Origin of the sequence: Paraburkholderia youngii (assembly GCF_013366925.1) — a bacterium.
Taxonomy (GTDB): Bacteria; Pseudomonadota; Gammaproteobacteria; order Burkholderiales; family Burkholderiaceae; genus Paraburkholderia; species Paraburkholderia youngii.
Window position 1 is genome coordinate 4,412,317 of sequence record NZ_JAALDK010000001.1, and the last position, 13,694, is coordinate 4,426,010.

General features: G+C 65.1%; 11 protein-coding genes. 7 read left to right on the forward strand and 4 right to left on the reverse strand.

The features are described 5' to 3' along the window. Positions 1-49 precede the first annotated feature (49 nt). A complete protein-coding gene (locus G5S42_RS20260) occupies positions 50-949 on the reverse strand; it encodes a LysR substrate-binding domain-containing protein (protein WP_176108423.1) in 900 nt (299 codons plus the stop codon). A gap of 118 nt (positions 950-1,067) precedes the next feature. On the opposite strand from G5S42_RS20260, the gene G5S42_RS20265 reads away from it, so the two are divergent. Together G5S42_RS20265 and phnX are read left to right on the forward strand one after the other, a co-directional pair. Then, positions 1,068-2,321: a 2-aminoethylphosphonate--pyruvate transaminase gene (locus G5S42_RS20265; protein WP_176108424.1), complete on the forward strand. Its 1,254-nt coding sequence runs from the start codon at positions 1,068-1,070 to the stop codon at positions 2,319-2,321. A 48-nt stretch (positions 2,322-2,369) separates the two neighbouring features. Next, positions 2,370-3,173 (forward strand): phosphonoacetaldehyde hydrolase, encoded by an 804-nt coding sequence (phnX, locus tag G5S42_RS20270; RefSeq protein ID WP_176108425.1) that lies wholly within the window; start codon positions 2,370-2,372, stop codon positions 3,171-3,173. Positions 3,174-3,191: 18 nt separating this feature from the next. On the opposite strand, the gene G5S42_RS20275 is transcribed toward phnX, so the two are convergent. After that, a complete protein-coding gene (locus G5S42_RS20275) occupies positions 3,192-4,121 on the reverse strand; it encodes a LysR family transcriptional regulator (RefSeq protein ID WP_176108426.1) in 930 nt (309 codons plus the stop codon). A gap of 62 nt (positions 4,122-4,183) precedes the next feature. Then, positions 4,184-5,401 carry an amidohydrolase family protein gene (locus G5S42_RS20280; RefSeq protein WP_176108427.1) on the reverse strand — a complete coding sequence of 406 codons (1,218 nt, stop codon included), beginning with the start codon at positions 5,399-5,401 and terminating at the stop codon, positions 4,184-4,186. A 300-nt stretch (positions 5,402-5,701) separates the two neighbouring features. Here G5S42_RS20280 and argG point away from each other — a divergent pair, with 300 nt between their 5' ends. The 5 genes from argG (at position 5,702) to G5S42_RS20305 (ending at position 12,614) form a co-directional block, all read left to right on the forward strand. Continuing rightward, the gene (argG, locus tag G5S42_RS20285; protein WP_176108428.1) at positions 5,702-7,036 is read left to right on the forward strand and encodes an argininosuccinate synthase; all 1,335 of its coding nucleotides are present in this window, start codon (positions 5,702-5,704) and stop codon (positions 7,034-7,036) included. Positions 7,037-7,215: 179 nt separating this feature from the next. Next, the gene (locus G5S42_RS20290; RefSeq protein ID WP_312883580.1) at positions 7,216-8,247 is read left to right on the forward strand and encodes a sensor domain-containing diguanylate cyclase; all 1,032 of its coding nucleotides are present in this window, start codon (positions 7,216-7,218) and stop codon (positions 8,245-8,247) included. A gap of 134 nt (positions 8,248-8,381) precedes the next feature. Further along, a complete protein-coding gene (locus G5S42_RS20295) occupies positions 8,382-9,935 on the forward strand; it encodes an MltF family protein (RefSeq protein ID WP_176108429.1) in 1,554 nt (517 codons plus the stop codon). 189 nt (positions 9,936-10,124) lie between these two features. Next, a complete protein-coding gene (locus G5S42_RS20300; protein ID WP_176104968.1) occupies positions 10,125-10,283 on the forward strand; it encodes a BBE domain-containing protein in 159 nt (52 codons plus the stop codon). A gap of 231 nt (positions 10,284-10,514) precedes the next feature. Next, positions 10,515-12,614 carry a D-(-)-3-hydroxybutyrate oligomer hydrolase gene (locus G5S42_RS20305; RefSeq protein ID WP_376776950.1) on the forward strand — a complete coding sequence of 700 codons (2,100 nt, stop codon included), beginning with the start codon at positions 10,515-10,517 and terminating at the stop codon, positions 12,612-12,614. A 78-nt stretch (positions 12,615-12,692) separates the two neighbouring features. On the opposite strand, the gene gcvA is transcribed toward G5S42_RS20305, so the two are convergent. Then, positions 12,693-13,583, reverse strand: a complete 891-nt coding sequence (gcvA, locus tag G5S42_RS20310) for a transcriptional regulator GcvA (RefSeq protein WP_176108431.1) — start codon at positions 13,581-13,583, stop codon at positions 12,693-12,695. Positions 13,584-13,694 lie beyond the last annotated feature (111 nt).

A 13,694-nucleotide genomic window follows, 5' to 3' on the forward strand; every position in this document is an offset into this window, starting at 1 on the left:
GGCCGGTAGCACGACGGCCGCGCCGCCTGTTGCAGCGACGGGGCGCGAGCTACGCGCGTTGAACCTCGCCGACCGAGACCTCGGTTTCCGCTCCCGGCAATTCCACCGCAAAAAAAGCGTCGAGCAGATTCGAACCCGGCCGCTCGGCGAGCCGCGTCAGCGATTCGATCATCTGCACGCGGCAGTCGACGAGCGGCACCATCCGGATGCGACGCGACTCGTTGAACTCGGCGCGCGCGATCACGCCGACGCCGATTCCCTGCGCGACCGCTTCCTCGAGCGCCTCGCGGCCATCCACGTACATGACCGGCTCGACCTGCAACGACTCGCGCACGAGCTCGATTTCGAGCAGTTGTTGGGTGACCGATTGCGGCTCGCGGAAGATCATCGGCTGTTCGACGAGCTCCGCGTAGCTGAGGCGGCGCTTCTTCGCGGCCGCATAGCTGGCCGGCACCATCGCGACCAGCGGATCGCGCCGCAACACGCGCGACCGCAGGCGGCTATGCACTTGCGGCGCGGCGGTGATCGCCGCGTCGACCGCACTCGACAGCACGCGCTGCATGCACTCGGCCGCATTGGCGATCGACAGCGTGACGACGATGCCCGGATGCCGCTGGCGAAACGCGCCGATCAGCGCGACGGCGAGATCGGGCGCATCGGCCGCGAGCGACAGCGAACCCGACTCCAGCCCGCCCGCCGATTCGAGCAACTGACGCGCATCACGCTCGCAGCTGAGCATATGCCGCGTCACGCTGAACAGGCGCAGCCCGAGTTCGGTCGTCTCCACGCCGCGCGGCCCGCGCTCGAACAGCTTGACGCCGTAATCCTGTTCGAGGCGCCGCACATGGTCCGACACCGCCGGCTGCGTCAACGACAACGCCTGTGCCGCTTTAGAAAAGCCGCCATGTTCAGCGACCGCATGAAACGCCCGCAATTGCGCGTACTGCACGTGTGCCTCGCCAGCTGATAAGTTTTTACGATACTGTCATCGATTATATCGATTTTACCGATGGACAGCGTTTCTATATCGTGTGAGGTATCGACATAGCGATATCGGAGTACCCGACATGGAAAGCGCGATCGGCGGTTCGGCGGCGGCATTGAGCGTTGCGGCCGCGGCAACGTCCGTCACCCGTGGCACGACATCCTGCGCGGCGCCGGCTGGCGGCGAGCCTTACTTGTTGACACCGGGTCCGCTGACCACGGCACTCTCGACGAAACAGGCGATGCTGCGCGACTGGGGCTCATGGGACGGCGACTTCCGCGCGATGACCGCTCAGTTGCGCGCGAGCCTGCTCGAAATCGCCGGCGACACCGCCGGGGAGTACGACTGCGTGCCGCTGCAGGGCAGCGGCAGCTACTGCGTCGAAGCGATGCTCGGCAGCCTGATTCCGCGCGACGGCCATGCGCTCGTGCTCGCGAACGGCGCGTACGGCAAGCGCGCGGCGACCACGCTCGGCTACCTCGGCCGCGCCTGCACGCTGCTCGACAAGGGCGACTACCTGCCGCCGCGCGGCGTCGAAGTCGAGCGCATGCTGGCCGCCGATCCGTCGATCACGCACGTGGTCGCGATCCATTGCGAAACGAGCTCCGGCATCCTCAATCCGCTCGAAGAAATTGCGGCCGCGGTCGCGAAGCACGGCCGCAAGCTGCTGATCGATTCGATGAGCGCCTTCGGCGCGGTGCCGCTCGACGTGCGGCAGATCGCGTGCGAGGCGTTCGTGTCCTCGGCGAACAAGTGCATCGAGGGCGTGCCGGGTTTCGGCTTCGTGATCGCGCGCAGGAGCGCGCTCTCCGAAGCGAAGGGCCGCAGCCATTCGCTCGCGCTCGATCTCCACGATCAATGGGACGTGATGAATCGCACGGGCCAGTGGCGCTTCACGCCGCCCACGCATACGGTGGCTGCGTTCCTCGAGGCGCTGCGGCTGTTCAGGCTCGAAGGCGGGCAGCCCGCGCGGCTCGCGCGCTATGCGAACAATCGCGACGTGCTGGTGGCCGGCATGCACGAGCTCGGCTTCGAGCCGCTGCTCAGCGCGCACTGGCGCTCGCCGATCATCGTGACGTTTTTCTCGCCCGCGCATCCGTCGTTCGAATTCGCGCGCTTCTATGAACTGATGAAGGAGCAGGGCTTCATCATCTATCCGGGCAAGCTGACGGTGGTCGACAGTTTCCGCATCGGCTGTATCGGTCTGGTCGACGAGCACGTGATGCGTCGCGTGGTCGAGGCCTGCGCGCAGGCGCTGCGCACGATGGGCGTCACGCACGCGGCGCCGCCGCCCGCCGCGCTCGACGAACGCAAGGCGCTCGCCCAGGCGGCCTGAGCCGCGACGGCAAACCCAACACATTCGGATTCCTGGGGATTCAAGCAGATGAAATACGTGAAGGCGGTGATTTTCGATTGGGCCGGCACGGTGGTCGACTACGGTTCACGCGCGCCGATGGGCGCCTTCGTCGAGACCTTCGAGCAGTTCGGCGTGCCGATCACGATCGACGAAGCACGCGGCCCGATGGGCATGGCGAAGCGGCCGCATATCGCGGCGCTGATGGCGCTGCCGCGCGTCGCGCAGGCTTGGGCCAAGCGTCACGGCCATACACCGACCGACGCGGATATAGACGCCGTGTACGACGTGTTCGTGCCGAAGAACATCGCGGTCGCGGCGAGCTATAGCGCGGTGATCCCGGGCGTCGCCGAAGTCGCGAGCGCACTGCGTCACGACGCTATCCGCATCGGCACGACCACCGGCTATACCCGCGAGATCATCGACGAAATCGTGCCGGGCGCGGCCGCGCAGGGCTTCTCGCCGGACAGCATCGTATGCACCGGCGACACGCCGGAAGGACGGCCGTCGCCGTACATGATCTACCGGACGCTGCCGCAGCTCGGCGTATGGCGCGCGAAAGAGGCGATCAAGGTCGACGACACCGAGGTCGGCATCGAAGAGGGCATCAACGGCGGCACCTGGGCGGTCGGCGTCGCGGTGAGCGGCAACGCGTTCGGCATGAGCGAGGCCGAGGTGAAGGCGCTGCCGGCCGACGAATTCGCCGCGCGCCGCACCGCCGCGACGATCAGGTTGAAGGCGGCGGGCGCGCATTACGTGATCGACAGCGTCGCGGATCTGATGCCGGTCGTGTACGACATCGACGCGCGGCTCGCGCGCGGCGAGCGCCCTTGAAGCGTCAGTCCGATAACGTCACTTGAAGAAACCGACCGCGAGATCGATGAACTCGCGCACCTTGCGCGGCACGAACTCCCGGCTCGGGTACACCAGCGACACGGCCACGTCGCCATTGAGCACCGCATAGCCCTGGAGCACGCGCACCAGCGTGCCGGCGCGCAATTCGTCCTCGACCATTTCGAGCGGCAGCAGCGCGATGCCCATCGCACCGAGCGCGGCCTGCTTCTGCATGATCATGCTGTTGACCGTGAACGAGGCATCGATCGCGATGCTCTCGCCGCTGTCGTCGCCGGGCTCGCTCGTGCTGTCGGCGTCGCCGTCCCCCTTGCGGAAGATCCACATCGGGCCGGTCGTGTCGAACGGCGCGGCGATCAGCCGATGCCTCTCCAGCTCGGCCGGCGTTTGCGGATGACCGGCCTGCGCCAGATACGCGGCCGCGGCCACCGGCACCGCGTGCGAGTTGATCAGACGCCGCACCACCAGCGACTCCGAGCGGATCATATGCTCGGTCACGATGCCGACATCGAAGCCGCCTTCGAGCAGATCGACGCGTTTTTCCGTCAGCGTGACGCGCAGGTTCACCTGCGGAAAGCGCGCCTGATATTCGGCGAACAGCGGCGTCAGCCGAAACAGCGAAAAACTGCCGAGCGCGACGATGCGCAGGTCGCCGGCCACTTCGCGCGACGCCGTGGTCGCGCGCGATTCCACTTCCTCCAGTTCGGCGAGCAGCACGCGGCAACCGTCCGCGTATTGCGCACCGGCCTCGGTCAGCACGACCTTGCGCGTGGTGCGCTGAAACAGCCGAATGCCGAGATGCTGTTCGAGGCCCGACACATGGCGCGTGACGACCGATGTCGACACGTTCAGTTGCGCGGCGGCCTGCGCGAAGCTGCCGACATCGGCGACCTTGACGAAAGCCTGCATGGCCTGAAAGAGATTGATCATCTGAGTGCAAGAAACGTCTTTGTTGTTGCGCACGGCGGGGCCGCGTTCGCGCCCGTGCTCAACTACCGCGCGAGCAGCGCGCCATCGCGCGCGACGACGCGGCCGTTGGCGACCACCAGCTTGCGCACCGGCCGCGCGACGAGCGCATGCGCGAGCGTGTCGGCATTGACCAGCACGAGATCGGCGCGGGCGCCCGGCTGCAAACCGTAAGCTTCGAATCCGCAGGCGCGCGCGGCGACGCCGCTGACGCAATCGAACGCGAGCGCGAGATCGTCGTCGCGGCGCAGGCCGTAGCGCATCGCGATCAGCATCGCTCGTTCCAGCATGTCGGGCGAGCCGTACGGCGTCCACGTGTCGCGAATCCCATCGTTGCCGCCGAACAGCGTGACGCCGTGCGCGCGGCAAGCCGTGAGCGGCGGCACCGGCACCGACGGCGGCGCGGTGGTCAACAGCGCGACACGCAGCTCGGCGATACGCGCGAGCAGCGCATCGCGTTCGCGCTCGGGCAGCGCGCCGAGACAGAACGCGTGGCTCACCACTACTTGCCCCTGCATGCCGTGCGCGGCAACGCGATCGAGCAGCAAACCGAGCGTGAACGCGCCGATTTCGCCGGGCTCGTGCAGATGAATGTCGATCGGCTTGCGGTGACGCTCGGCGAGCGCGAACGTCAGATCGAGCGACTTCACCGGATCGCCGTCGATCAGCGCGGGATCGAGCGCGCCGAGCGCGTCGGCGCCCGCCCCGAGCGCACGATCGAGCAGCGCGTCGGTGCCGGGCCGGCCGAGCAGCCCCGACTGCGGAAACGCGACGATCTGCAGGTCGAGCACGTCGCGCAGTGTGTCGCGCGTGGCCAGCACGCCGTCGAGATGGCGCAGGCCCGCGTCAGTGTCGATATCGACGTGCGTGCGCACCCGCGTCGTGCCGGCCGCGAGAAACGCGCGCGCGAGCGCGAGCGATTGCGCACCCGCGTCGTGGCCGCTTTCGGCGCGCCAGCGGCGCTCGTTTTCGATGCGGTCGGTCAGCTTCGGCCCGACTTCGTTGCGATACCACCGCAAGCCCCAGTTGGTCTTGTCCAGATGCGTATGCCCTTCGACGAAACCTGGCAGCAGCAGCGCGTCGCCGCCGTCCTCGACCGGCACAACGGGCTCGCGCGGCAGAGCGGCGCCGAGCGCGGCGATCCGGCCATCGACGATCGACACCTCCACGCGCTTGCCGTCGGCGAGACGCACGTTGGTGATCAGCGAGGCGTTCGTCGTGGGGCGTGGAGTGGTCGTGGTCATGAGCGGTAGGCAAGGGGAGTGAACGGGGTGCAAGGGATACGCGGCCGGTGCGTTGACGCAACCCGCGATGCTACCCCGAGACGATAATAAATCGGTCCCCGTTACGACTGATAAAGCGTGAATTAATCCGGGAATTCGACACGCCGAGATCGCGGCGGAGAGCCGCGCCGACCGGCAAAATCCAAGGCCGGACGGCGGTTCACGGTATACTCCCGCGTAACTTGCCTGATCGCCAGGCTTGCCCGATACTCAGCTGTTATCCCCAAATCTCCCCGTACGTCGAGTTTAACGCTACTGCTTATGAGTACAATCCTTGAAAGTCTTCCGATCGGCCAGAAGGTCGGTATCGCGTTTTCCGGCGGCCTCGACACCAGCGCCGCGCTGCACTGGATGCGCAAGAAGGGCGCCGTGCCGTACGCCTACACGGCCAATCTCGGTCAGCCCGACGAAGACGACTACGATTCGATCCCGCGTCGCGCCACGCAATATGGCGCCGAAGGCGCGCGTCTGATCGACTGCCGCGCGCAACTGGTCGCAGAAGGCATCGCGGCGCTGCAGTGCGGCGCGTTCCATATCTCGACGGCGGGCGTCACCTACTTCAACACCACGCCGATCGGCCGTGCCGTGACCGGCACGATGCTGGTCGCCGCGATGAAGGAAGACGGCGTCAACATCTGGGGCGACGGCAGCACGTACAAGGGCAACGACATCGAGCGTTTCTACCGCTACGGTCTGCTCGTCAATCCGAACCTGCAGATCTACAAGCCGTGGCTCGACCAGCTGTTCATCGACGAACTCGGCGGCCGCGCGGAAATGTCCGAGTTCATGCGCCAGTCGGGCTTCGACTACAAGATGTCGGCTGAAAAGGCCTATTCGACCGACTCGAACCTGCTCGGCGCGACGCACGAAGCGAAGGATCTCGAAAGCCTCGAGTCCGGCATCAAGATCGTGAATCCGATCATGGGCGTCGCGTTCTGGCGCGACGACGTGCAGATCGCCAAGGAAGAAGTGACGATCCGCTTCGAGGAAGGCCAGCCGGTCGCGCTGAACGGCCAGACGTTCCCTAACGCGGTCGAACTGCTGCTCGAAGCGAACCGTATCGGCGGCCGTCATGGTCTGGGCATGAGCGACCAGATCGAGAACCGCATCATCGAGGCGAAGAGCCGCGGCATTTACGAAGCCCCGGGCCTCGCGCTGCTGAATATCGCTTACGAGCGTCTCGTCACCGGCATCCATAACGAAGACACGATCGAGCAGTTCCGTGAGAACGGCCGCCGTCTCGGCCGTCTGCTGTACCAGGGCCGCTGGTTCGATCCGCAGGCGATCATGCTGCGCGAAACCGCGCAGCGCTGGGTCGCGCGTGCGATCACCGGCGAAGTGACCGTCGAGCTGCGCCGCGGCAACGACTACTCGATCCTCAGCACGAAGTCGCCGAACCTCACGTATCAGCCCGAGCGTCTGTCGATGGAGAAGGTCGAATCGACGTTCTCGCCGCGCGACCGCATCGGCCAGCTGACGATGCGCAACCTCGACATCAAGGACACGCGCGACAAGCTGCGCATTTACTCGCAGGTGGGTCTGCTGTCGTCGAACGAGACGTCGGCGCTGCCGCAGGTGAAGGGCGACAAGGAGTAAAGCGGCGCGTCCGATTATCTCAACGTCGCATCGATCGATGGGCCGGCTCGCGAGAGCCGGCCCATTTTCTTTGGGGCCGCCGGATGCGCTCCGGCGCGTGCTCGCGGTCCCACATTCTGTGCTCAAGTTTGGCCTGCCTATGCCGTTGACATAAGCTAAGCCCATTCTGGAACCCTTCCGTGCAACTCGCTCACAGTATCGACCGCCTCGCCAGCCGGATGCCAGTCGACTCGACCGCCGGCGGCGAACCCGAGGTGGAGTCCTCGGTCATCGAGTGGCTGTTGCACGACGATCAGGTGATGCGCGAGTGCTTCACGCACGCGGCGGAGATTCTGAAGAGCGTGACCGGCGCGGCGATTACCGCGATCGTGCTGCTCGACGAGGAGTATCAGCACTATCGCGCCGAGGTCGGCATGGCGATGCCGCTCGTCACGCGCGCGCGTTCGCTCGCCGACTACGCGGTGCGCGACGCCGATCTGTTCGTGATCGAGGATGCTCACAACGACAGCCGTTTCGGTGAATGCATGCTGGTCAAGCGTCATCCGTTCGTGCGCTTTTACGCGGCGATCGCGCTGCGTGCGCCGAACGGCGAGATCGTCGGCGCGCTATGCGCGATGGACCCGGCACCGGGCCGGCTCGACGCGGCCCAGCGCGGTGTGTTCTACCACCTGCGCGCGATGATCGAAAACGATCTGAAGATGCGCACGGCCACCGCGATCGATCCGCTCACGCAGTTGTACAACCGGCGCTTTCTGCTGGAAACCATCGCGCGACGCTGGAAGGAGGCGCGCGACGGCGACATGATGGGCTCGGTGGTCGTCGACGTCGACTGGTTCAAGCAGTACAACGACACCTACGGCCATCAGGCCGGCGATCATTGTCTGCGGCTGGTCGCCTCGGTGATGCAGGCCGCCGCCGACAGCGAGCACTTCGTGGTCGGGCGCATGGGCGGCGAGGAGTTCGGACTGCTGATGCTCGAAGCACAGAAGTCGAAGCTCGAAGACACGCTCGAAACGCTGCGCCAGGGCGTGGCGGATCTCGCGATCGAACATCGCGCGTCGCCGCTCGGGGTGGTGACGGTCAGCGTAGGCGCGTCGCTTACGCGTATCAGCGACTTGTCGCGGCCCGCGCATCGCGACGGTTTCGCGAGCGCCGACCGGGCGCTGTATCGCTCGAAGCATAACGGGCGAAATCGCGTGACGATGGCGTAGCTCTAGTCTTCGTCGTGACGGCGGCATCGCTTATAGGACCAACGTCCCATTTCCAACCGTTGTCATCGTGGCAATATCGAAGCGCGTAGTGAACGTCGACGCAGTCGCCGGGTGCGGCAGCAGGGCTTTTTACGATGCGCATCATTCAAACGTTGCTGTTCATCGCGGCGTTCTGCTCAGGCATGACCGTCGGCGTTGCGACGTGCGTCGCCGCCCAAACTGCCGCTGCGCAACCGGCCGCGTCGTCGGCCGCCTCGTCGGCCGTTTCCGTTCCGGCAACCCCAGGTGCCCCCGCCTCAACTCCCGCCGCGCGCCAAATCGATCTGGGCAATCAACCGTTCACCGGCGATTTCGACGCCATGCTGGACCGGCGGCTGATCCGCGTACTGGTTCCCTACAGTCGAACGCTCTATGTGAATGAGCAAGGCCACGAGCGAGGGCTGACCGCCGGCCTGATGCGGGACTTCGAGCGCTATCTGAACAGGAAATACCAGGCGACGCTCGGCAAACGTCCGCTCACGCTGGTCATCATTCCGACGACGCGCGACCAGTTGCTGCCAGGGCTGATAGCGGGCCGGGGCGACATCGCCGCGGGCAATCTGACGGTCACGGAGGCCCGCCTGAAGCAGGTCGACTTCGTGTCGCCGCGTGACCGGACAGCAGTACGCGAAGTGGTCGTGACCGGGCCGAAGTCGCCAACCCTCGCGAAGCTCGACGATCTGAGCGGCAAGACCGTCCATGTGCGGCCCAGCAGCAGCTACTACGAGAGCCTGAACGCGTTGAATGCGCGGTTTGCCAGGGAACGCAAAGCCCCCGTGAAGCTCGTACCGCTGCCCGACGCGCTAGAAGACGAAGATGCGATGGAGATGCTCAATGCCGGGCTGCTCCAGATTCTCGTCGTGGATGACTGGAAGGCAAAGGTATGGGCGCCGATACTGCCGGGAATCGTCGTGCATAACGACATCGCGGTGCGCGACGCAGGCTACATCGGCTGGGCGGTCCGCCTCAAGAGCCCGAAGCTACGGGACGCGATCAACGACTTCTACCTGAATTACGTGAAAAAGCAGAGTGTCGCGGAAGTCCGTCTGCAGCAGGAAATGAAGCGCATCAAGCAGATCTCCAACAATACGGAGTCAGCGGAGCTGAAGCGATTCAAACAGACGGTCGGCCTTTTCGAAAAATACGGCGCGCAGTACGGCTTCGATCCGCTCCTGCTTGCGGCTCAGGGCTATCAGGAATCGCAGCTGAACCAGAGTGCGCGCAGTCACGTTGGAGCAATCGGCATCATGCAGCTGATGCCAGCCACGGGGAAGGAACTTGCGGTTGGCGACATCAGGGTGGCGGAGTCCAACGTCCATGCGGGAGCGAAATATCTCGACGTGCTGATGGCCCGTTACTTTCCCGATGCTCACTTCTCGGAAAGGGACCGCTCGCTGTTCGCATTCGCGAGCTACAACGCAGGACCCGCAAACATCGCCAGGATGCGCAAGGAGGCACAGGCGCGCGGTCTCGATCCGAACAAGTGGTTCAACAATGTCGAAATCGTAGTCGCCGAGAAAATCGGCATCGAACCCACTACGTACGTGCGCAATGTCTTCAAATATTATGTGGCGTACCGGCTCGTTCGGGAGGCCGAGGCGGCACGGGCTCGCGCTATCGGGCAGATGCGCAAGCAGGGCGGAACGTAATGGAAGTGCTCGTCTGAAAGCGCTGTCACCGCAGCGACGCTTCGAACGCACCGGTTTCCTTGATGATATGGACGCGCGCGATGAACGACATCAGGAATCACGATGCTTTCGTTCCAAGCGGTTGTGACGGGATCATTCCACCCGGACCCGCGGTAAGCGTCGGGGCAGGGGCGATCTGGATGCATACCTATGAAGCCGTTACCGGCGGCGTGGGTCGATTTGTACAGGGCGCGTCTGCTGTCGATCAAGAAACGTTACGACCCGCACGGAGTTTTCTTCGTTCGTCACGGTGTCGGCTCCGAAGCCTGGAGCGACGACGGGTTCACCCGCATGGCCGATTCCGACTAGCCGGCCGGCCGTTTCAAGCGAATTCTGATGCTCGCTATGTGTCGGTATGAGCGTGTATTGACTCCGGCGAGAGCTCAATGCACGCTAGCGATGCATCGGCATCCGAAGCATCTCTTTCTAGCGAACCTGATGAAGCGGAGTCGGTAATAAGTTCGGTGCCGTTGCCAATACAACGTCGTATAAATGACGGAGACAGAAAAGATGACAACACCGAAGAAGATCCCGGCGGCCATGCACAACCCTTGGTGGCTCACTATCGCGGCGAGCCTGATGGCGTCCGCGATCGTGCTGGCCGGCTGCGGCGGCGGCAACGACGACGGACTGCATCCACCGCCGCCGAACAACGTGCTGCCAGGCTTCATCAAAAGCGCGGTGACGACGAAATCTTATGACGGCAACAGCGACGATCTGCTGACCGCGGGCCTCGGCAAGACCGGCCTCGCCTCGGCGACCGCGCCGGCCATCGCGAATACCGCGCAACCAACGGCCGCCGAACTGCGGCGTCTCGCGATCTGGTCGAACTACCGGGCGCTTGTCGACATGACGGCGAACGGCGGCTATGGACGCTTCTGGGGCCCCAACGTCGACCTCAACGGCAACGACACGCTGGGCGAAGGCAAGATCGCGGGCAAGGAATACCTCGCCTATGCCGATGACGGCAGCGGCGCGCAGAACGTGAGCCTGCTCGTGCAGATTCCCACCAGCTTCAATCCGGACCAACCGTGCATCGTCACCGCGACGTCGTCCGGTTCGCGCGGTGTGTACGGCGCGATTTCGGCGGCCGGCGAGTGGGGCTTGAAGCGCGGCTGCGCCGTGGCCTACACCGACAAGGGCAGCGGCAACGGCGCGCATGAGCTGTCGACGAATCGCGTGACGTTGATCGACGGCACGTTGCAGGATGCGAGCACAGCGGGCAAGGCAAGCCTCTTCACCGCGAAACTCGGCGGCACCACGCTGGCAACGTTCAACGCGCAATTCCCGAACCGCTATGCGTTCAAGCACGCGCACTCGCAACAGAACCCCGAGCAGGACTGGGGCAAGAACACGTTGCAGGCGATCCAGTTCGCATATTGGGCGCTCAACGATTCGTTCGGCGTATTGAATGGCACGACGCGCACGGTGCGCTATGCGAGCGGCAGCATCACGACGATCGCCGCGTCGGTCAGCAACGGCGGCGGCGCTTCGCTCGCGGCGGCCGAGCAGGACACGTCGGGCCTCATCACGGCAGTGGTGGTGGGCGAACCGCAGATCAACATGCGGCTTACGCCGCAGGTGTCGGTCGCGCAGGGCGGCGTGCCGGTCGGCGCGTTCGGCAAACCGCTCGCCGATTACATGACGCTCGCGAACCTGCTGCAGCCGTGCGCCGCGCTCGCTCCGGCCGCGGCCGGCGCGCCGTATCTGACCGCGCTGCCGAGCGCGACCACCACCGCGCTGCGCACCGCGCGTTGCGCGTCGCTCGCGGCAGCCGGTGTGATCGCGGGAGCGGATACGGTGACGCAGGCCACCAATGCGCTCGCGCTGCTGCATCAGAACGGCTATCAGACGGACTCGGACCTGCTGCAAGCGCCGATGTGGGACTCGCAGGCAGTGCCGGCCGTCGCCGTGACCTATGCGAATGCATATGCGCGTGCAAGCGTCGCCGACAACCTGTGCGACTTCAGCTTCGGCACCACCAGCGCGACGGGCGCAGCCGGCGTGACGCCGGCGGTCTCGCCGATGCTGACGGTGTTCGGCAACGGCAACGGCGTGCCGCCGACCAATGGCATCAACCTCGTCTACAACGCGGGCACCTCGGGCGCGGTCGATCATCGGCTCGCGACCGCCGATGCGAGCTACGCGGGCGCCGCATGCCTGCGCGCGCGGTGGACGAGCGGTTCGTTGAATGCTAGCGTCGATGCAATCCGCGTGAATGCGAACCTGCATGGCAAGCCGACCATCATCGTGCAAGGACGCGCGGATGCGCTGGTGCCGATCAACCACGCGTCGCGGCCGTATCTCGGCTTGAACCAGGTGGCCGAGGGCGGTGCGAGCAAGCTGGCGCTTTACGAAGTCACGAACGGTCAGCACTTTGACGCGTTCCTCGGCGTCGCCGGTTTCGACACGCGTTTCGTGCCGTTGCACTACTACAATCTTCAGGCGCTCAACCTGATGTGGGCGCATCTGAAGAACGGCACGCCGCTGCCGCCGTCGCAAGTGATCCACACGATACCTCGCGGCGGCACGCCGGGAGCCGCACCGGCGCTGACCACGGCCAACCTGCCGGCGATCGCGGCGAGCCCGGGTGCTAATGCGATTTCCGCCACGAACGGCGCCGTGAACGTGCCGAATTGAGCGGCGCGTGCCGAAGCAATACGCGCACACAGGCGCCCGCCTGTGTGCGCGTTGCTGTGAGATGACCTACTTCTGCGCTCAAGAACACATCCCCTCGCGCTCGAGCCACGAACGGAACTGCACGACCAGTTCGTCGCCAGACTTCTCATCCGCAATGTAAGTGCAGTAACTGCGAGACCGCAGACGCGGACCGTCGAACGGCGCGACGAGCCGGCCAGCGGCGAGATCGTCGGAGACCAGCGCGGTCGGTCCCATCGCGATGCCGATTCCGTCGATGGCGGCCTGCAAGGTCAGATAGAAGTGATCGAAGGTCAAGGTGGCGGCCGGCCTCAGCGCGGCAAGCTGCGTGCTCGCCAGCCAGTCGGGCCAAAGCCGCGGAAGACTCGAGGTGTGCAGCAACGTGTGTTGCCGCAAGTCGTCTGGCGATCGAAGCGGCACCCGCTGCAAGAGCGCCGGACTGCAGACCGGAAGCCTCTCCTCGGACAGGAATGGCCGCATCGAATAGCCGTAGAACGTGTCCGGGCCGCCCCGGATGACGATGTCGTAACTCTCTTTCAAACTCTCCAGCGGTCCGTTCGACGTCTCCACCTTGACCTCCACGTCGGGATGCTCGGCGCGGAATGTCGCCAGTCTCGGCACCAGCCAGCGCAACGTGAATGTCGCGGGCGCGTTGACGGATAGCGTCCGCGACAGCGTTTCGGGCACACCGTATCGCGCGGTTGCCTGCGACAGCTGTTCGAACAGTGGGCCGATTTCCTCCAGATAGGCCTTCGCCGCCGCCGTCAGTGTCACGCGCCGGTGGTGCCGTTCGAACAACGAGGCGCCGAGCCATTCCTCGAGCAGACGCACCTGCTGGCTCACCGCGCCGTGAGTCACGTGCAGCTCCGCGGCGGCTTCCTTGAAGCTGCCGAGCCGGCCCGCAGCCTCGAAGGCCCGTAACGCATTGAGCGGAGGCAATACCCGTTTCATTTGCAAGAGTTTTTCTAACGCAGGCGGCCAATTTATCTGGTTTGAGGGGCCACGACAAGATAGATATCCTTCCTCTTGTACCGCTAATGCCATTCCCGCTCACTCTCGGCC

Bases quoted from the DNA above. Each gene is read 5' to 3' on its own strand.
- argG (WP_176108428.1), top strand. From the start codon at position 5,702: ATGAGTACAATCCTTGAAAGTCTTCCGATCGGCCAGAAGGTCGGTATC.
- G5S42_RS20295 (WP_176108429.1), top strand. From the start codon at position 8,382: ATGCGCATCATTCAAACGTTGCTGTTCATCGCGGCGTTCTGCTCAGGC.
- G5S42_RS20305 (WP_376776950.1), top strand. From the start codon at position 10,515: ATGCACAACCCTTGGTGGCTCACTATCGCGGCGAGCCTGATGGCGTCC.
- gcvA (WP_176108431.1), bottom strand. From the start codon at position 13,583: ATGAAACGGGTATTGCCTCCGCTCAATGCGTTACGGGCCTTCGAGGCT.
- G5S42_RS20280 (WP_176108427.1), bottom strand. From the start codon at position 5,401: ATGACCACGACCACTCCACGCCCCACGACGAACGCCTCGCTGATCACC.
- G5S42_RS20300 (WP_176104968.1), top strand. From the start codon at position 10,125: ATGAAGCCGTTACCGGCGGCGTGGGTCGATTTGTACAGGGCGCGTCTG.
- G5S42_RS20275 (WP_176108426.1), bottom strand. From the start codon at position 4,121: ATGATCAATCTCTTTCAGGCCATGCAGGCTTTCGTCAAGGTCGCCGAT.
- G5S42_RS20265 (WP_176108424.1), top strand. From the start codon at position 1,068: ATGGAAAGCGCGATCGGCGGTTCGGCGGCGGCATTGAGCGTTGCGGCC.
- phnX (WP_176108425.1), top strand. From the start codon at position 2,370: ATGAAATACGTGAAGGCGGTGATTTTCGATTGGGCCGGCACGGTGGTC.